Origin of the sequence: Pseudomonas rustica, assembly GCF_049959085.1 — a bacterium.
In the GTDB taxonomy this organism is placed as follows: domain Bacteria; phylum Pseudomonadota; class Gammaproteobacteria; order Pseudomonadales; family Pseudomonadaceae; genus Aquipseudomonas; species Aquipseudomonas rustica.
The window spans coordinates 3,248,423-3,268,080 of the sequence record NZ_CP188200.1 but is presented as its reverse complement, the minus strand read 5'-3'; the positions used below and the strand labels follow the sequence as shown (position 1 = coordinate 3,268,080).

At 54.8% G+C, this 19,658-nt stretch carries 14 protein-coding genes and 1 pseudogene; 6 read left to right on the top strand and 9 right to left on the bottom strand.

Features of this window, described 5'->3' with window-relative positions; translation table 11 throughout:
• The first annotated feature begins 17 nt into the window (after positions 1-17).
• From ACP3TY_RS14910 to ACP3TY_RS14885, 6 genes are all read left to right on the top strand, one after another.
• Positions 18-671 carry an ABC transporter ATP-binding protein gene (locus tag ACP3TY_RS14910; protein ID WP_212546137.1) on the top strand — a complete coding sequence of 218 codons (654 nt, stop codon included), beginning with the start codon at positions 18-20 and terminating at the stop codon, positions 669-671.
• A complete protein-coding gene (locus ACP3TY_RS14905; protein WP_426617836.1) occupies positions 668-3,139 on the top strand; it encodes an ABC transporter permease in 2,472 nt (823 codons plus the stop codon). The genes ACP3TY_RS14910 and ACP3TY_RS14905 overlap by 4 nt, the downstream gene beginning before the upstream one ends.
• Positions 3,129-4,196, top strand: a complete 1,068-nt coding sequence (locus ACP3TY_RS14900; RefSeq protein ID WP_426617835.1) for a lipocalin-like domain-containing protein — start codon at positions 3,129-3,131, stop codon at positions 4,194-4,196. The genes ACP3TY_RS14905 and ACP3TY_RS14900 overlap by 11 nt, the downstream gene beginning before the upstream one ends.
• A 166-nt stretch (positions 4,197-4,362) precedes the next feature.
• Positions 4,363-4,605, top strand: a complete 243-nt coding sequence (locus ACP3TY_RS14895; RefSeq protein WP_426617834.1) for a hypothetical protein — start codon at positions 4,363-4,365, stop codon at positions 4,603-4,605.
• Positions 4,606-4,616: 11 nt separating this feature from the next.
• Positions 4,617-4,796, top strand: coding sequence for a hypothetical protein (locus ACP3TY_RS14890; protein WP_053119175.1), 180 nt, complete (start codon positions 4,617-4,619; stop codon positions 4,794-4,796).
• 85 nt (positions 4,797-4,881) lie between these two features.
• Complete coding sequence (locus tag ACP3TY_RS14885; RefSeq protein WP_426617833.1) at positions 4,882-5,466, top strand: hypothetical protein; 585 nt, start codon at positions 4,882-4,884, stop codon at positions 5,464-5,466.
• 323 nt (positions 5,467-5,789) lie between these two features.
• On the opposite strand, the gene ACP3TY_RS14880 is transcribed toward ACP3TY_RS14885, so the two are convergent.
• The 9 genes and pseudogenes from ACP3TY_RS14880 to ACP3TY_RS14840 form a co-directional block, all read right to left on the bottom strand.
• Positions 5,790-6,617, bottom strand: coding sequence for a glycosyltransferase (locus tag ACP3TY_RS14880; protein WP_426617832.1), 828 nt, complete (start codon positions 6,615-6,617; stop codon positions 5,790-5,792).
• A gap of 1,310 nt (positions 6,618-7,927) precedes the next feature.
• Positions 7,928-8,260 carry a hypothetical protein gene (locus tag ACP3TY_RS14875; RefSeq protein ID WP_426617831.1) on the bottom strand — a complete coding sequence of 111 codons (333 nt, stop codon included), beginning with the start codon at positions 8,258-8,260 and terminating at the stop codon, positions 7,928-7,930.
• A 383-nt stretch (positions 8,261-8,643) separates the two neighbouring features.
• A pseudogene (locus ACP3TY_RS14870) lies at positions 8,644-10,602 on the bottom strand (RHS repeat-associated core domain-containing protein); the annotation flags it as partial.
• Positions 10,538-11,233: a hypothetical protein gene (locus ACP3TY_RS14865; protein ID WP_426617830.1), complete on the bottom strand. Its 696-nt coding sequence runs from the start codon at positions 11,231-11,233 to the stop codon at positions 10,538-10,540. The pseudogene ACP3TY_RS14870 and the gene ACP3TY_RS14865, both read right to left, overlap by 65 nt.
• Positions 11,234-11,567: 334 nt before the next feature.
• Positions 11,568-12,650 carry a DUF6708 domain-containing protein gene (locus tag ACP3TY_RS14860; RefSeq protein ID WP_426617829.1) on the bottom strand — a complete coding sequence of 361 codons (1,083 nt, stop codon included), beginning with the start codon at positions 12,648-12,650 and terminating at the stop codon, positions 11,568-11,570.
• 36 nt (positions 12,651-12,686) lie between these two features.
• Complete coding sequence (locus tag ACP3TY_RS14855; RefSeq protein WP_426617828.1) at positions 12,687-16,007, bottom strand: toxin VasX; 3,321 nt, start codon at positions 16,005-16,007, stop codon at positions 12,687-12,689.
• Positions 16,004-16,903 carry a DUF4123 domain-containing protein gene (locus ACP3TY_RS14850; protein WP_426617827.1) on the bottom strand — a complete coding sequence of 300 codons (900 nt, stop codon included), beginning with the start codon at positions 16,901-16,903 and terminating at the stop codon, positions 16,004-16,006. Before ACP3TY_RS14850 ends, ACP3TY_RS14855 begins: the two co-directional genes overlap by 4 nt.
• The gene (tssI, locus tag ACP3TY_RS14845) at positions 16,896-18,938 is read right to left on the bottom strand and encodes a type VI secretion system tip protein TssI/VgrG (RefSeq protein ID WP_426617826.1); all 2,043 of its coding nucleotides are present in this window, start codon (positions 18,936-18,938) and stop codon (positions 16,896-16,898) included. Before tssI ends, ACP3TY_RS14850 begins: the two co-directional genes overlap by 8 nt.
• 91 nt (positions 18,939-19,029) lie before the next feature.
• Complete coding sequence (locus ACP3TY_RS14840) at positions 19,030-19,545, bottom strand: Hcp family type VI secretion system effector (RefSeq protein ID WP_007919523.1); 516 nt, start codon at positions 19,543-19,545, stop codon at positions 19,030-19,032.
• Positions 19,546-19,658 lie beyond the last annotated feature (113 nt).

Below are 19,658 nucleotides of genomic sequence, written 5' to 3'. Positions count from 1 at the left end.
ATTGATCAGGTTTTGCCATGCTTGAGGTTCGCAACGTCTTCAAAAGCTACGCCACCCCCCAGGGCTCCTTGCCGGTGCTGCAAGGCGTCGACCTGACGCTGGAGGCTGGCAGCAGCCTGGCGCTGATGGGCGAATCGGGCAGTGGCAAAAGCACTTTGCTGCACCTGGTGGCCGGTCTGGACAAGGTCGATCGCGGCAGCATCCGCAGCGGCGAGCATCGGCTGGAGGAGATGAACGAGGCGCAACTGGCGAACTGGCGGCGTACGGAAATCGGTCTGGTGTTCCAGCAGTTCAACCTGATCGGCAGTTTGCGCGTTGAGGACAATCTGGCGTTTCAGGCGCGACTCGCCGGGCGTCATGAACCGCGCTGGCAGGCGCATCTTGTGCAGCGCTTAGGCCTTGGCGATCTGCTCAAACGCTATCCAGAACAGCTTTCGGGTGGCCAGCAACAGCGCGTCGCGTTGGGCCGGGCGCTGGCGTCGCAGCCGAAATTGCTGCTGGCCGATGAACCCACTGGTAGCCTCGACGAAGCGACCAGCGATGAAGTCCTGCGGCTGTTGCTCGAATTGCTCGATGACACGCCGACCACTTTGTTGATGGTTACTCACAGTCAGCGGGTCGCAGCGCAATTGGCGCAGCGCGTGGTGCTGTCCAAAGGTCGGCTGACGTGATGGTTTTTCGCCAGACCCTGCGCGCGCTGCTCAGCCATTGGCGGCGCCATCCGGTGCAGTTTTTCAGTGTGCTGACCGGATTGTGGCTGGCGACCAGTTTGCTGACCGGCGTCGAAGCGCTGAACAGTCAGGCCCGCGACAGCTACGCCCGCGCCAGCCAGATGATCGGCGGCGAACCGCAGGCCAGCCTGAGCACGCCGAGCGGCGCAACGTTCACTCAGCAATGGTTTGTCGATCTGCGTCGACAGGGTTGGCCGGTGTCGCCGCTGTTGCAGGGCCGTTTGATCCTCAAGGATCACGAAAATCAGCGGCTGCAATTGATGGGCATCGAGCCGGTATCGCTGCCGACGGACTCGGCGGTGGCCGGGCAGGCCATGCCGATCGAGCGCATCGTCGAGTTCTTCTCGCCGCCCGGCAGCACATGGATTTCCCCGGATACTCTGCAGGCCTTGAACCTCGCAGAGGGCGCCACGCCGCAGACGGTTAACGGCCTGGCATTGCCGCCGCTGCGGGTGCAAAAGGACATGGCGCCCGGTGTGTTGCTGGTCGACATCGGCATCGCGCAAATCCTGCTCGAACAGCCGGGGCAACTGTCACGGCTGTTGCTGCCCAAGGATTTTCACGCTGATTTGCCGGCCTCATTCAAAGGCCAGTTGCAGCTGAAAAGCAGCGGCGAGGAAAACAATCTGGCGCGGCTGACCGAGAGCTTTCATCTCAACCTGGATGCCTTGGGATTCCTCTCGTTTCTGGTCGGTTTGTTTATCGTCCACGCGGCGATTGGCCTCGCATTGGAGCAGCGTCGAGGCCTGCTGCGTACGTTGCGCGCCTGTGGTGTCAGCGCGCGAATGTTGATCCTCTGCCTGATCGTTGAGTTGGGCGTGCTGGCGCTGATCGGCGGAGTGTTCGGCGTGATCAGCGGCTATTGGCTGGCCAGCGTGCTGCTGCCGGATGTCGCCGCCAGCCTGCGCGGTTTGTACGGCGCGGAAGTGGCGGGGCAGTTGCGCCTGAGCCCTTGGTGGTGGTTCAGCGGCATCGGTTTAAGCCTGTTCGGCGCCTTGCTCGCCGGCGGCAACAGCCTGCTGCGCGCGGCACGATTGCCACTGTTGGCCGTGGCCGATCCGCAAGCCTGGCATCAGCAATATGCGCGCTGGTTGCGTCGGCAAGGTTGGCTGGCGGCAGTGCTGCTTGCGATTGCACTGGCTGCGTTGATCTGGGGTGACAGCCTGGCGAGTGGCTTTGTGTTGATGGCCGGGCTGCTGCTCGGCGCCGCGCTGGCGTTGCCGGTGCTGCTCAGCGCGATCCTCAACCAATTGCTCGGGCGCAGTCGTTCGGTGCTCGGTCAGTGGTTTCTCGCCGACTGCCGGCAGCAATTGCCGGCGCTGAGTCTGGCGCTGATGGCGTTGCTGTTGGCCCTCGCCGCCAACATCGGCGCCGGCAGCATGACCTCGGGTTTTCGCCAGACCTTCAACGATTGGCTCGAACAACGTCTGAGCGCCGAGCTCTATATCAATCCGAGCAATCCGGCGCAGTCCCGAGAAATGTACAGCTGGCTGCGGCAACAGCCGAACGTCGCAGCGGTGCTGCCCAACTGGCAGGTGTCGGTGACGCTGCAAGGCTGGCCGGCGGATGTCTTTGGCGTGATCGATCACCCGCATTATCGCGAGCACTGGCCGTTGCTCGATTCCAGCGGCAGCGATCCGTGGGGCCATCTGGCGACGGACGATGCGGTGATGCTCAGCGAACAACTCGCTCGTCGCCTGAAACTGCAGGCCGGCCAGCACCTGACGATCCCCACGCCCAACGGCCCATGGTCGCCGCGCATCGTCGGCATCTACGCCGATTACGGCAATCCGAAAGGGCACCTGCTGGTCAACGTCAATCACCTATTGCGCGGCTGGCCGCAACTGACGCCGAACCGCTTTAACCTGCGTATCGAGCCGAAAAATATTCCAACATTGTTGAGCGCGTTGCAGACGCGGTTTCAGCTGGATGACAGCCGCATCGTCGATCAGGCGCGGCTCAAGGGCTGGTCGGTTCAAGTGTTCGAACGCACCTTCGCGGCGACGGCGGCGCTGAACAGTCTGACCCTCGCGGTCGCTGGCGTGGCGCTGTTTATCAGCCTGCTGACCCAGAGTCAGAGTCGCCTCGGTCAACTCGCGCCGCTGTGGGCGTTGGGCGTGACGCGCAAACAGTTGATGCTGCTCAACCTCGGTCAAACCTGGCTGCTGGCGGTGCTCACGCTGGTGTTGGCGTTGCCGTTGGGGATTGCGCTGGCGTGGTGCCTGGACGCGGTGATCAATGTGCAGGCATTTGGCTGGCGCCTGCCGTTGCGGGTGTTCCCGTGGCAACTGCTGCAACTGATGGGGCTGGCGTTGCTGGCGACATTATTGGCGTCAGCATGGCCGCTGTATTCGCTGTACCGCACGCAACCGGCGGATTTGTTGAGGACGTTTGCCCATGAGGATTAACCGCCTGGTGCTGATGCTCGCGCTGCTGCTCGGCGGTTGCGATCAACCGGCGCCTGAGCAGAAGGGCTTTGCCGGGATGGGCGATAAAGCCGAGGCGTACACGGCGGTGGTGCCGGGGCGGGTGTTCAGTTTTCCGGCGGATCACGGCGCGCATGATGGATTTCGCATCGAGTGGTGGTACGTCACCGCCAATCTCAAGGATCAGCAGGGCAATCGGTTCGGCGTGCAATGGACGTTGTTTCGCAGCGCCCTGAAACCCGTGCCGGAGCAGTCGGGTTGGAGCAATCAGGTGATCTGGCTGGGGCATGCGGCGGTGACGTCGGCGTCTGCACATCACGCCGCCGAACGTTATGCACGCGGTGGCGTGGGCCAGGCCGGCGTTCGCGTGGCGCCGTTTGACGCGTGGATCGATGATTGGCGGTTTAGCAGTCAGGCTGCCGATCCCTTGAGCGATCTACAGCTCAGCGCTCGCGACAGAGATTTCGCCTATCAACTGCACCTCACCTCCAGTCGGCCATTGGTGTTGCAGGGTGAGAAGGGCTTCAGCCGCAAATCCGCAGAAGGGCAGGCGTCGTATTACTACAGTCAGCCGTTTTTTCAGGCCAACGGTACGTTGCAGATCGACGGGCAGACCTACACCGTCAGCGGCCCGGCGTGGCTGGATCGCGAGTGGAGCAGCCAACCGCTGAGCGCCAACCAGACGGGCTGGGACTGGCTCTCGTTGCATCTGGACAGCGGTGAAAAGGTCATGCTCTTTCGCACCCGCCAGAAGGATGGCGCGCCATACCTGACCGGCACCTGGATCGCCGCCGACGGCCAGACGCAAACCCTGAGCGGCGAGCAGATCACCCTCACACCGCAAGACACCGCCAACGTCGCCGGGCGCAAAATGCCGATCCGCTGGGTGATCAGCATCCCCGACAAACACCTCGACATCCAGATCAACGCGCTCAACCCCAAAGCGTGGATGAACCTGCGCATCCCCTACTGGGAAGGCCCGGTGAACATCACTGGCAGTCACCCAGGCCAGGGCTACCTGGAAATGACCGGCTACTAATTATCCAAACACCACAAACCCCTGTAGGAGCTGCCGAAGGCTGCGATCTTTTGATCTCGCTGGCTAAACAATCAAAAGATCGCAGCCTCCGGCAGCTCCTACACGGATCGGTTTGAACTCAGGTTGCTGTGGTGTCCTCTAAAGAGAAACCTGTCGAGGATTGATCATGAGCGACGACCTGCAACTTCCAGACCTCACCACTTGGCAGCGTCTGTTCGACGACGAAACCTACTGGCAGCAATCCCCCGACGCTCACTACCTGGATCTGCAACGCATCGCCGACGACCTGCTCGGCCAAGGCGCCATCGACCTTGAGCAATGGCAGATCCTCCGCGCCAAGGCCGCAGACCTGCACAAGGATTCGCCCGCCATCAACGTCGCCCGCGAACTCGACGACCCCGAAGCCTGAGGACACCCACCATGAAACCCATCACTCCCAGCGAACACCCCGACGAACCGCGTCCCGCCGGCGAAACCGAGCGCGACAACGACGCCCTGCGCCCCACTGATCCCAAGCAGCGCCAAAGCCACGGCAAAGGCACCCCCAGCGGCGAATCCACCGCGCAAGACACCGCAAAACAATCTCAAACCAAGCCCTGAACAGCGTCTATGCTCAATCGGACATCCGTCGCCAAAAACGTTTTGGCGACGGTGGCTGCCATTCATCACAGGGAAAGTATTGCTTATGAAGCTCCACGCACTGGCCAAAGCCATCACCCTCGCAACCGTACTGTCCGCCACCAGCTTCGGAGCATTTGCCGCCGATATTCCGCTGTCCGCCACCATCGAAGCGGATCAGGTCACCACCAAAGTCATCTCCGTCGATCCCGCCAACCATCAGGTTGTGCTCGAAGGCGCGGAAGGCCGTCAGGTTCACGTACAACTCACCGATAAGGCAAAAAACCTCGCCAACCTCAAGGTCGGTGATCTGGTCAAAGTCCAAGTCCAGCGTTCTGTCGCCGCTTACCTGGATACCGATGTGGATAAAGGTCTGCCTGGCACGACCGAACGCACCGGCGAACTGCGCAAGGCGCCGGGCACCGATAACCCCGGCGGCGAAGCGTTTCGTCAGGTTCAGGTACAGCTGAAAATCACCAAAATTGATTTGAAGAAGAATCAGGTAACCCTGGAAAACCCGTCGGGCCAATCGAAAACACTCGACGTGAAAAAGCCTGAGATTCAGGCGAAATTGAAAGATTTGAAAGTAGGGCAGAGCGTCGTCGTCACTTACACCGATATATTAAAAGTGACCAGTCAGCATGAAAGCTGAGTATTAACTCTACAGAATGATTGTTCTTGTACAGCTTTGTGTATGAGAACAATCATATAAAAGACTCTGTAGGAAGTTTGCCGGTAAATATCCGAGTGACAGAGTTTTTAACTTTCCAGTACATAAATTTCACAATTCTTCATGACGACATAAGCGCCAACTTCAATTAAAATCCCTTCCGTTCGCCCAGTGTCAGGGCTCTTTACCGGTGCATGGATTGCCAGGCCATAACACTGGGCGAACACTTTAATCGAAACGTATGTATACAAAATTCGGCAACAAAAAAGGGCGACTGAATAGTCGCCCGTTTTTGTGTCTTTAAATTATGCCGATGCTTGCATCCCGGCCTTGCCTCGCTGCTGTTCAAGACGCTTGATCGACGCCTCGTACATTTTCGTACGCCGATGATCCTTGCCGTAGGTGCCTGCGGCCGCGACCGTGCCTGACTGGATGTGATCCAGATAGCTGAAGATCTTGCCTGGCGACAGAAACTTGATGCCATAGCCCAAGCTCACCATGCGATCCTGCAGCGTATATCCAGGCACCCGATCATCCATGCAAAAGTGCAAACCATGAGATTTGGCCAGACGAGCATTCCACAACGTGCAGAAACTCTTCAGATGAGTTTCCCGATACGGCTTCGGCTCTTTGGTTTTCAAACCCAACTGAGTTTTAGCGCGACGGACATAATGCTTGCAGAAACGCGAAGTTAATCGCCATGTCTCTCTGAGCATCCCGCGATTGATTTGCTCGACACAACCGACGGCGGCGATCTCCGGATTATTCGCGCACTCGCGCATCATCATCGCAAACACCTCTTTGTCATAAACAAAGGTATCGGTGTGTAACAGAAACAGATAATCGGTTTCAACCTTGTCCAGCACCAGATCCAGCGCCTTGCCATGCGCGATATGACCGGCTTCACCTTTCACAGAAGGGCGCTCGATCAGATTGATCCAGTCGAGCGTACGCAGGTAATCGAGACTGGCGTCTGCGGAGTCGTTGTCCACCACCCACACCGGAATGCGCTGCTCCTGAGCGTGCTCACGCAGCAGCTCAAGGCACATTTTGGTCAAGTCCGGCGTCTTGTAATTCACCAGCACAACGCTGAAATTCGCCTGCTGCTGGGCTGGAAAATCTAAGGCTTTCATATCAGAAGGTCTCATCCGCGACTCATGGGCGACAGTGGTTCATGGGGCGGGATGGTAACGATGGAACCTTAGGTGAACCTTAATTTTGGGGTTAAGGAAGGGGGCGGGGTGTGTTGGGTGAGACCGGTGAAGCCGCGATGCACAACGTGAGGGAAGCGGCAGGATCTACGAATTGAACAACCCGATCCACTGGATGACTATTCATACTCCGATAGTGATAGCTGGGTGATCTAGCTTAAAAAAAATGCATAATCTTTTCATGTTGTAGGCAACAGGAACTCAAGGTTTCCAGAATTCAACTCCTTCCATGTGACGCTCTATGCATCCATGCCATCCTCTCCAAGTGTAGGATCAAAATTTTCGCTAATGACCTTTCTTACTTTGGCAAGGCGTTGAGTGATCTTTTCGTCGTCAATGAACGCAGTTGTGGCTTTTTGGTAGTCTTCTATTGGTTTGTCGCAATAGTAGATTCCATTTTGCAGAGAAATTAAGATGAATTCTATGTTCCTTAGAGCTTCTAAGGCGCCGTTCCTTTAAGTATTGGTCTTTTGTTTTAACATTATTTCTGCGGATAGATTGCATGGATAGAAGGGTGCGGGGTCGTCTTCGTTCTGTAGGAAATAAATCCGTCTTGTTTTGTGTGCTAATGGATTACTAAGTCACTGTTTATCTGTTTTTGCTAGTATATTTTTTAATGCTTCATCGAGATTAATTCAGCTTCTCGCAGTTTCGCTCTGAGTGGGTGACCCCCAATTTTGATTTGAGATAAGCGGAATTATAAAGGCTCCGTTTTTATCGGATTCTGGATACCACCCAATGTCTATTATCTGCTCTTGTGGTAGAGATGCTTGTAAAAGATCTCTCTTAATTCGTCTGTGATGAGTGATATGTCAGATCCGCTGAGGTCGGACAAGTTATCTAGGGTTATTACTCCGCCAAGATTGATTGTCTCCTTAATGTCCATGCTTTATTTTCCTCTGGATAGATTATGGGGGCAGCTATGAGAAACAGGAAGCGAGAACTATTCAAGGGGTAAAGCTGCGATTAGAACAACTTTTCTATTTTTCCATTAGCTACATATAATTTTGATTTTTCGCTTGATCCATCGGATGGATCGCAATTCCACGGAGACGTGGGTAATTCGGGATTGATGTTGTTGCTCTCTAAGAAAATACATCGCACTACTCTCCCCAATTTTTTCGTTCGTCATGTTCTAGCGTGGAGAAAGGGTGGTTATGGTTAAAGCAGCGCTGTGTATCGTTGGGCTGCTATTTTGATTTCTGGAAATAAACCTAGGTGTGTTCTGGCTTTTAACTCTCGAAGTGGTGGATAGTTGCTTCGCCTTCGAGTTGGTATCCTAATATTATATCTGGAAGTGCGGTTGTGGTAATGTCTGGCCAGCTTGCCGGTACAGTTCCGATATCGTCAGTGTATTCTACCCATTCGGCTTCTGTAAACTTTGAGTTATCCTCGTTGAATGTTTCATTTTTACCGATCGCGGCTTTAATAATATCCTTTGTGCATATGTCAAATTCAAATGAAGCACCATACAGAGTGCCGTCTGCTGATTTTATTATCACAAGGTCGGTGCCTTGGGCGTACGTGCTGATATAGGCTTCTGCTGTGTAGAATATTTTTTTCATTTTGTAACTCACATTGGGAACGCTGTAACTACATTGTTCGTATTTGCTTTGACAACAATTCTAATGGAATTCAATACCGGATGGCCGTCTGTTGCGCCAGGTTTGCCACCTTTAAAACCAGCATTTGGATAAGGCACATCGTAGATCCAATTGCCATTGCCGGGTTGTTCTACGTATGGAGCTATGCCATTGCGTTTTGCAATTGCCCACGCGTTCTCAGTTGCCGAAATAGGTTATTCCGCAAAAACTCCGTGTGGAACGTTTCGAGTTGGATCGTCAACACCATGCCGCTCTACATGATCCGCTCGACTCAGGCCATTTTTGTCAACGCCATTCCAGTCTAGATCACCACTTGGCTTATGGTTAACAGCTATTTTCTTTTTAGGGCACTGAGCTTTTGTAGTGGTCAGCCCCAGCGGATCCACCCACCCCGTAGGGTTAGGCAAGTACTGGTAGCTATTCAACCCACCCGCAAGCTTAATCGGATCCGGCGTCAGAAACCGTCCAGTCCCCGGATTGTAGTAGCGGTGGCGGTTGTAATGTAACCCTGTCTCCGCATCGAAATACTGACCCTGGAACCGCAACGGGTTATCGATTTCGCTGACGTCCAACGCGGCGAGGTTGCCGTAAGGTCGGTACTTCGCTGACCACATGATCTCGCCGCTGTAATCGGTGAGTTCCTGCGGGGTGCCAAGGTGATCGAGTTGACAGTAAAAAGGCGTGGCCTTGCGCGGGCCTTCGCCGTCAAGCATAGCCAGCGGGCGGAAGGTGCCCGGTTCGTAGATGTAGCTGCGGTAGCGGTTCTCAGCGCTCTCGGCGATCAGGCGTTCGCCTTGCCACAAAAACTCAGTGGTACGACCGTCGACAGTTTTTTCTATACGTCGACCGAAGGCATCGTACTTGTAGGCTGCGCTGCGGCCGCCCGGCAGGCTCGTGCCGATAAAGCGGTGCTGACAGTCGTAACGGTATTCGGTGACAAGTTTCTGTCCTGTGCCACGTCGCTCGCGACTTAGGTTGCCATACACGTCGTACTCGTAATGACGATCACCCTGCATCAGCAGGCGGTTGCCTTTGACGTTGGCCAGGTTGGCCGTACCTTCATTGCTCTGGCCAAGCAGGTTACCTGCCGGGTCATGGGCGAAGCTTTCTGGTGTGGCACCGCGCACGCTGATCAGTCGGTCAAGCGGGTCGTAGTGGTAGCTACGGTTACCTTTGCGGCTGTCGTCGATACCGGCTAGGTTGCCGTTGGCGTCATAGTTATAACGACGCTGGAACAGGTTTTTGTCTCTTTGACCAACACTGTGTGCTTGCAGGCGACCCTGTTCATCGTACTGGTATTGGCTGAGCAGCAGACCTTGCTGGCGCTGTTGTTCGCGACCGGCGCTGAATTGGTGAGCGGTCAGGCGTGAGCCATTGAGATCGATGGTGCTGAGTTGCCCACCAGGCTGGTGACGGTAATCCAGTTTGCTGCCGTCAGGGAGGCGGCAGTGTTTGAGCTGGCCGACGCTGTCGTACTCGTAGCGCAGGGTACCCCAGCCTTGGTGTTCTTCGATGAGGCGGTCTTGCAGGTCGTATTTGTAGGCGAGCGGCCAATGGCCGTCATCGACGCTTACGAGTCGACCGAGGGCGTCGTAGCTGTAGTGAACTTCCTCGCCATCGGCCAGGGTTTTGACCAACAGTCGTCCGGCGGCATCGCGTTGGTATTCGGTGATCAGTTCGCTGCCATCGTCACCAAACTCGATTTTCTTCAGCAGTTGGCCATTGAGATCGTACTCGTAAGCCGTACGACGACCATCGAAGCTGGTTTCTTGCTGGATCAGACCATTGGCGTAATAGTCGAGGTGGTAATGCTCGCCGCGCTCGTTTTCGATTTCAGTCAGCAGCAGGCGCGAGTTGTCATAGCGATAGCGCAGTTGGCTGCCGTCGGGATTGATTCGCCGGCTGACCAGATGCAGATTATCAGCGTATTCGTAACGGGTGATGCGGCCGAGCTCATCGCGTTCAGCGGTGACATTGCCATAAGCGTTATAGGTGAAAGCCCGCGTTGCACCACCTGGCAGTGTCAGCTGTGCGAGTCGGTTAGCGGCGTCCCACTGATATTGGGTGATGGCGCCGGACTCTTCCTGCCGGGTGATCTGTCGACCCAGCGCGTCGTAACGGTACTTGCGTTGGCCGCCATCGGGGAGTCGCTCTTCCAGCAATTATCCGAGGTTGTTCCAGCCAAGTTGGTGAAGGCTGCCGTCCGGATGGCGAATCTCCAGCAGGCGTCCCTGACCGTCATAGCTGTAGAGCGTGGCATTTCCGTCGGGATCGATTTGCTGCGTTATATCGCCCTGACGGTTCCCACTTACCCAAGGCATGGGCAGGAGTCATCACGCCTTGTCTCACAAAATGCACTGCGTCAGCTTTGGAATCGTTGAACGCCATACCAAATGTATAGGCGCTTGTTACGCCTACTCCAGCAACACCTGTACTGATCGAAAGCCAAGATGCTATCTCTTCCCATGGTTGAATGACGGGGAGGTCAGAACCTTCGGGAAAGAAAAAGGCTTCACGACGTTGGCGGTTGAATCTAATTGGACGGGTGCGCGACTTCGCTCTGGTAGTGCTCAAGATAACGTAAATACCCAACAGCGCAGCTATTCCTCCACCCCAAATACTAAAGGTCACACCGAAATCGAACATGCCTGCAGTTATGTCCCAAAAGGACTCGGAAAATGGGGAGCCCCAGGTAGTAGATCCTGCAAGCAAAGGCAAAATAATCAGGCATGAAAAAATAAACATCATCCCGAGCCCAATCATTGCCCTCGCTTGGAAAGCCTTGCCGAAATTACTACTGCCTAGGTCGAGGAATGTGTCATTTACCTCAACAAAGCTTCCACCCAAATCCATGGGGACGTTGCCCGTTGGTATCGGAAACGGGCAGAAGAATAATGCCTCACCTGTCGCGAATTTACGCTTCTCACCAGCCACGGGCCGTATTTTCTTGAGATTTAGATCGTCGCTGGATTCCTCATTTATTGAAGGGATTAGGTTTGCCCGGCTGGTTTTGATGATTCGAGCACAGTCAGCGTGTCGGTGGTCACAATGAATGCTTGATCGGTTTATTTCGTTCGCTGAGAAACCCGCTTGACCGTCTATATCCATATGTTGGATAGAAATAAAATAAGGCTCGAAAAAGGGGCGGAATTATTTTTTTTGAAAATGAACCATCCTCTTTTGTTTTTCATTTTTGTAAAAGCTCAGACTTGACCTGACGGTTATCGGGCTATCTGATTTCTGGCTACTATATAGCTCAGCTGTTTTTTCATTCTTCTGCCTTGCTTTCGTTTAGGTTTGCCTTGAAGTACGTCATAAAATCCTGCCCTTGAGCAAAGGCTTTTTCGATTTTCGCGCTTTGCTCTTTAAGCGCTGGGCTTGGCTTGCCCCATTGTTCAGGTGGAAGAGGTTTGGACCACTCAGCAATGGATTCAGGCAGAGATTTCATGTTGAAACGATGATCCCATTCTGCTACCCAATACGGAAAACGCCACCAAGTGATCAGGTGTGTCAAGTACCACCAGCAAACTCCTAATACGGAACGTTCGCTGTGCTGGTATTCCTCGTGCATGTCTTGTCGTTCTTTATCGAAGGTGTGGCGACCCTCGTAGGGTGCTTTAGCAGGGCAGAACTCCGGTCCTTTTTCCATGTAGGCACGTATGGCTTCCCATTTGCCTAGTCCATGAACAGGAGTCATGACCTCCTGTGTGAAAAAGTGCACCGTATCGGCCTTGGGATTATCTATGGCCATGCCAAAGGTGTAGCTACTGATTACGCCTACTCCAATGAATCCGGTGCTGACAGAGATCCACGCAACTGTGTCTTCCCAAGGCTGGATCACGGCTTCGTCGGAGCCATTCGGGAAGTAACAGACCTCTCGGCGTTGGCGGTTAAATCGGATGGGTCTGGCGCGGGCTTTGTTCCTTGTGGTGCTGATAATCGCGTACAGGCCAATCAGCGCTGCTCCCCCTCCACACCAGAGCGCTAGTGATATTCCGAACTCAAAAAAATCGTTGAAATAAAACCAGAAGCTTCTGCCGAATGGGTTTATGAATGCTGCGAAGCCCATCAATGTTGGGAGACCAAATAGACAAACGATAACTACGACTGTTGGGAGTGCTACAGCTAATCGTGTTTGGAAAGACTTGGTGAGATTGCTGCTACCCAAGTCCAGATATGTGTCGTTGACTTCAATAAAACTTCCGCCGAGATCCATTGGGATTTGTCCGGTCGGAACTGGCAGCGGTGAGAAAAATAATGCTTCGCCTGTGGCAAAACGACGAGTTTCACCCGCCGTGGGGCGGTGATTTTTGAGGTCAAGTTCGACTTGCTGTTCAGGTTTGGATGGCATGCAATTCAACCGAAAAAATGTAGGCGGTTTAGGTAACTACAGGGAGTCGCTAGTTACTAGCAACCAAGGAGCATTCGTGGTGCGCGTCCTTAACACAGATACTGATTGAAGCAGCTTGCCATTCTGCGCGTTTAGGGTCGTGGTTTCGAATCGCTTCTCTCGGAAAGATTTATCACCGGCTACGGAGTGGTAGCGTAAAACGACGGCAAGGCCATGTTGGGCGTTAGCTTCGTGTTGGAATATTTCTAAGCCGAGCTTAAGAGGTTCGCCCGGAGCACCTAGCAGATTGAGTTGATACAGTAATGGTTCGCTCCACGCTTCCCAGTCATTGCGCTGTTGGTTAGTTAGCCAGTAAGCACTGAGGCCGAGATTGACATCTTCTAGATCATTGGCTGTCATCCCCGGCATGCTCAAGACGGCCATGGGCTTGCTGTCTACTTGTTGTAGGGCTATCTGCGGAGCGGCAGTAATATCTGCTAACATTAAACGCTCCTCTGCAAGACTTCGGTTTTCGCTCTGCTTGCCCCAAGGACCCTTGAGCAGCCATTTATCCAGTTCGGTCTTATTATTACGGTTGTACAGCCATTCACCACCTAATTGGAGTCCTGTTAGGACTAGGCCAATCAGGTTGGCACGAGCGGCGACGCTGAGCAACTTACCACCAGTCGTAACCCACGCAAGAGCGCGCGCCTGGCTTACATTCGTCATAGCTTCAGAAGTGTATTGAACTGTTCGTGCGGTCGCCCAGCCATTGACAACTAGTTGGCCGGAGTCTCCAACCAGCGTCATGCTAGCCCCAGCTAGTTTGGCGCCATCGCCTGACCGTAAAGCTTCGGTCCACCTTGCGGCAGACCCTTTTTCACCATACAAACCAGTGCCTGCGGCAATAGCGCCAAAAAGGTATGAAAAAGGCCCCAATACGCCTGTAATTTTGCCTAACTTGGAGGCTAATCCGATTTTAGCTGCGGCACTCGCATAGTTTTCAATTGCGACAGAAAGGCCAGTAATGGCAATTCCTTGGGCCGCGGCGATTGTCCCCCCAAGCATTGAAAAAAGAGCATTTGCTACAGCCAACTTATCGGAGAAATCCGCCTCTTTTTTTCTAGCAAATTCACCATAAACAGTCGTAAAGCTGATGATTTGCAGAACCGCTGCAGCTGAAGAAAACAAATCCCCTCCAGCTGATGCGAAAACCGCCTTGCTTATTCCCTTGGAAGGACGCTTGAGCCGATAGTCATCGGCCATCCGCTCGAACTCAAGCACCTGAGCATTGTTAAGCCCTTTAATCTTGAAGGCAGCCTTGCCAGGTCCGTCACCAACAGGACTCATGGCCTGAGCTATCCGCCCTTCAAGGGGAGCGACAGTCTGTTGAATGGCTTTGCGGCGAGCTACCAAGGTTTTATAACCGCCTTTTGGTGACCTTCCTTTACGTTCATCAGCCAGGGTTTGCCGAATCTGATTTTTCAGCGAGGTCATTTGCTGGCGCAGATCTGTCAGTTTGGCCATATCAGCTTTGAACGCAGCAATTTGATTCGCAGAGGCAAACTCTAATGTAATACCTCCCTTACCAAAGGCACGAAGAACATCTATCCAGGCCGAGCCAGGAATTCGGCGCAATACTTTTGCCGGATCTAGCGGTTGTCCATTGCGTAGCGCTTGCATAGCCTCATCCAGCGCTCCTGCCAGGCGCAACTGCTTTGCCGGCTCGTACGCTGTGTTGCGCAACTGACCTAGCACAATGCCGTTTTCACTCAATTGCATTGCTGCTGCGAGATTCTGAGTGAGCAAATTGCCAAATTTTCCGCTGAGTGCTTGGGCGCCCTGATAGTCGTCCTTGACCATATAGGTATCGCGCAGGGACTTGATGAATGATGTGACCTTGGAGTGCATGTCCTTCTGATCAGTCAAACTCAATGTGAAGAAGGTTGGTACGGTGAAACCCGGCTGTTTCTCGAGCAGATCGGCAAGCTTTTCAGTCGCTTTATCTGTCCGGCAAATGTCTCTCATACAGGCATATTCAGTAGCGAGAGTTGTGTCGAGTTGATCGCCAAATTTGGGGTCAAAATACCAGGCTGAACGTTGGAAGCGTTCTTCACAGATTAGATTCGCGCGATCGTTACTGATCAGATCTAGACGTTTGTTCCAGCGATTGAGTTGGGCGCGTTGCTGTTTCAGGAAGGCTTCCATAGCTGGCCGATCGATCAGATCGTTGATGCCCTGTTGTCCCATCTTCGCGCCGTCGAGCGCGTCATCCGCGTTGTCTTCGATGGTCTCGATCAGGTCTTCGTACCTGGAATACAACGGTCCAAGACTCGTACGCATCCGCGACTTTGAAGCTGCAATAGCCCCACGATGCGTACCAGCGCCTGAATACTGGGTTTGATTTTTTACGTTGACGTAGTCGACGATCGATTGCCGCTGCTCTTCGCTTGTTTCGTCCTTGAGTTTGACAAAACGAGGGTCGCCTTGGGCGGCATTCAGAATGGTTTCGCCTGTTACGGTGTACAACGATTCTATGTAGCAACCAAACACATACTTCTTTTGATTGGCCTCAGCGTCGCTCCAGTCGCTGATCCAGCCAGTGACCAAGTCCTGATGCTCAGCGAGATCGCGTAACACGCCCAGGTCATCCTGTAAGACCAAGTACAGATGGTCACGCTCATGTTCCGCCTTGACTTGCTTTTTGAGTGTGCCCAACTGAGTTTTCTTGAAGTGCGACGCTTGCTCCCAGAGATAGTCCTGACTTTCCTCAGGTTTGGCACCCGTAACCGTCGGCTCTTTACTCGGCTGCTCCGAAACCTCCGCAATCCACTTTTCCGCCTGACTTGGCGTCAGTAGATGAGCTGCGCCTTTCTCAGGGTCTGCATTGGTGAGATCGACCTTCTGCATGAAGTACTCACGTTCAGACTTGTGCTTGATGACCTGCGCGCATTTCGCGGCGGTCCATTGCACCTCGGAGTAGTTGACGTAGAGTTTGCTCAAACGCGGGAAGACCAACACGGCTTCGCCCACGTTGCTTTCACGTTTGTTGGCGGTGATTTCGCTCTTTTCCCACAGCAGTTGGGTCACGATGCCGTTCTGGATTCGGTATTCGTGCATTACGGCTTCAGGCTTCTTGTCGACGATGACGTAGAGCCAGCCGTCACGCATCAATCGAATGCCTAGTGGGCGAGAAGTGGTTTTGTACGGCATGGTCAGCGCGCTTGACGGGTCGAGTCGTTCAACGAGGCCGTAACGCAGTGGGATGAGCTGGATTTTTGCCTTCATCAACGAGCAGCCGCCCATGGCACACTTGCCGTCATCCCGGCTTTTTGCAGCGTTGTTCGGGCTTTTACCGGTCGATGTTGGCGTTGTCATCCTTGGCTCCTGTTCAATGTTGCTGCCCGTTCCTGGGCAATATCAGCGACCTTTTCGAGTCTTTGTGCGGGCGTTTGTTCCGACGGGGTTTTGAGTATGGCGTCCAGGTCCGGATGTTCTTCCAGTGCTCGCTCGCCAAGGAACCCGTGAATGTTGGCGTAGAGGGTGATATCGAGTTCGGTGTTGAAGCCGCGATCATAGGAGGTCGACGCCAGCCCATGCAGGTGTTCCCAGCGTTGCTGTGGGGTCGACTGTGCCTGATAGCTTGGAAAATATTCTTGCATGTGTGCATCGAGACGCATCACAACATTGCGAAAGTTCACCTCGTCCAGTTGACTGAGTTGTGCTTCGCTCAATCGATAGCGCTTGCTGTGGTCGGGCTCGGGAGCGTTGCCCGGCCTATTGTTTATGTACCAGCAATCCAGTGCGGCATCGGCAGTGACGATTTGTTTGCAGGGGCCGAATAGGGTCGGATCCTTGATGGTTTCTGCGTGAGCGAGCAGTGCATGGGTTACGGCCGGATCCGCGATGCGCAACAACACTTCCTCACCCAGTGGGTGCATGACGCTGGTGAGCCAGCGAAAGTGTGCGACCAGTTGATCCCATGATTGATCGCTAAACACCAAGTGCCCCCATTCCTGACGCGATGCGTTCAAGAACCGGGTTAGGACCGGATTATTCTGTGCTTTTATTTGCACGAGGCATGGGGAGATATCGCCCAGCTCTGCCCAACGAGTCCCAAGATAAAGCGGCTCGAACTCGGGGTTTTCCGTCCACTGATACAGGTGCTGCGGAAGCTTCTCAACGCTGACACCATCAAGCAGTAAACCTACCGTGCCATTCCATGGAAGGCCTTGGGGGAGGCCGTTTTCCAATGAAAATTCCGACTTAAGCATTCTGTGCCTCCAATTTGGCTTTCTCGCACACCGCACAAATCGGCTTCTTCTGCATCAACGCTTGCCGCTGCGCCGGCACCAGCAACTGCCCAGCCTTATCGGTATCCGCCTGCTTCAACGGCCCCGGCAACAACGGCGCCGCACCCGTGCCGCTCCCCGGGCTACCACCCGAGTTCATGTTGATCACCGGGCCGCTCATGGTCACGCCGCCGGCGTCGATTTTGATGAAGCTGCCACCGCCGATGAGGGTCAGTTCGGCGCCGGCTTCGAGCACGACTTTCATGCCGCTGCTGAGGTGGATTTCCTGGCCGGCGTCGATGAATTGGCCGGTGCCGATTTTGATGTGCTGGTTGACGCCCACGGTGAGGTGGTCGTTGGCGCGCGCTTCGACTTTGCGGTCGGCGTAGACGGTGTGGTGTTCTTCGGCTTTGAATTCGCTGTAGCTGTTTTGCTCGACGGTGTCGTGGCGCTCGTTGCCGACGCGGATTTTCTGGTCGTGCTCGATGTTCTCGTCCCAGTCGCGCTGGGCGTGCAGGAAGATCTGTTCCTGACCTTTTTTGTCTTCGATGCGCAGTTCGTTGTAGCCGCCACCGCCCATAGAACTGAGGGTCTTGAACGTGCTGCGGGTTTTGTTCGCCGGCAGCTCATACGGGACGGTGTTTTCCTTGTGGTACAGGCAGCCGCTGATCAGCGGTTGATCGGGGTCGCCTTCAAGGAAGGTGACCAGCACTTCCATGCCGATGCGCGGGATGGCGATGCCACCGTATTGCGCGCCGGCCCAAGCGCTGGAGACGCGCAGCCAGCAGCTGGTTTTGTCGTCAGCCAGGCCTTCGCGATCCCAGTGGAATTGCACTTTGACGCGGCCGTATTCGTCGCAGTGGATCTCTTCCCCTTTGGGCCCAGTGACCACGGCGCTCTGACTGCCGAGGATGCGCGGTTTCGGGTGGTTCAGCGGCGGGCGGTTCGGTACGTCCCACGGCGTGGCCTGAAAGCGGTTGCGGTAACCCTGATGGAAATCGTCTTTCAGCGCGGTGGTGTCGCTGGTCACCGACTCTTCCAGCACTTGCGGCTGCTTGCCTTCGTGGAGGACTTCGGTGAGCAGCCAGAGGTCATTCCATTTGGCTTTCGGGTGTTGCGTCAGCGCGAGAAAGTGGCCGCTGACCAGCAATGGCTGATCGCTTTTGCCTTCGGCGAGCTGGAAGTCGCTGCGATGGCGTTCGAGGGCGCGTTTGGCCAGGTGTTTGCCGCGCTCGCGGTCAATGAAACGGCCTGGGTAGTCGTAGTCTTCGAGGTCAGGCAGGGCGTCGCCACGGTTTTCGCTTTCGAGGGTGAGGCGCGGTTTTTCGAAGTCGTAATCGCGGCGGGTGGTGCGGCTGGTGCGGGTTTCCAGGCGCAGGTCGAAGCGTTTGATTACCGGATCGCTGGCGACCATGCCGGAGTCTTGCTGATAGGCCACGGGCGCTAGTTTCGGGAATATCGTCTGGTCATCGCCGAACAGCAGTTTGTGGCCCGTGGCGCTGTGCTGGAAGTGGTAGTGAATGCCTTCTTCTTCGCACAGGCGCTGGATGAAATGCAGATCCGATTCATCGTATTGCACGCAGTAAATGCGCTCGGGATAAATCGAACCGGTCTTGAATTCGTAGGCGTTGCCTTGGATACCGTGCTCTTCAAGCACCATGCCGATGATTTTCGGCACTGTAAGGTTCTGGAAGATGCGCTGGTTGATGCGGTGCGCGAGGTACGCGAGTTGCGGACGCAGGGTCACGGAGTAGCGAGTCAGGCGTTTGCCGGAATCGCCTTGCGCGGCGCGGTAGATCTGGCCGTGAATGCCGCTGCCGTCGGGCGACAGTTGCAGAAAGGCCGGTTTGTGCAGCAGGGTTTCGAGATCCAGCGACGGCTGCTCACTGACCAGCTCCACCTCGAAGACAAAAGGCTGGCTGATGGCTTCCCGGCCTTGCAGGGTAAACACCTGAAAGTCAGCGGAAAGACCTTCGATGGTCAGGGCAAAGTGGGTTTCATTGGCCGGCGCGAACATCCCTTGTTCCTCGTGCTGTCACAAAAATCTGGAGTTGCGAAAACAACATCGACCAGCAGAGCTGGCCGATGCTTGTAACAATCAGCCGTAATTAAACGACTGGAGCACGCCAGTCATCGGAACCCGAAGTACCGGATACTTCGTGGGTCCAGGTGATTTTGCGGTAGGTGAACTGCACTTCTTCCAGGTGGGTGAAGTGCGAGTTGCCTGGATCCTGGCAGTTGTGCATTTTGTTGTTGATGGCGACGATGATCGCGTCTTCCAGTTTGGTGGTGTAGTAGTGCTCTTGGGTACCTTGAGCAGAAGTACGGAACCACTGGATAACGATTTCGCTCATGCGCTCGCCGGAGGTCAGAGCAGCTTGCAGCAGAGGCGAAGCCTTGTCGTAGACCTTGGTGATCACAACTGGCTTGTGAACGCGCTGACCGGTTGGCTGACCGGATTGTGGGTCACGCGGGATGATCACGTCGTGGCTGAAAGCCTGAACCATAACCTGGTCTTCGTGGCCTTCCTGATAGGTGTTGCCAACGGAGTCGGCGGTGAAGGCGCCGGCAGTGATCAGGCCTTGTTTTTCGCCGGTAACCGACATGTACGCTGGTGTTGCCATGGGGTGCTCTCCTTGCGGAATAAAGTTTAGGTGCCCGGAGGCGAAAACGCCCGGTGGGTGCCTGACAGTTATCAAGGAGCGTGCCAACAGGTTTTAGAGCCAGTGAAACCGGG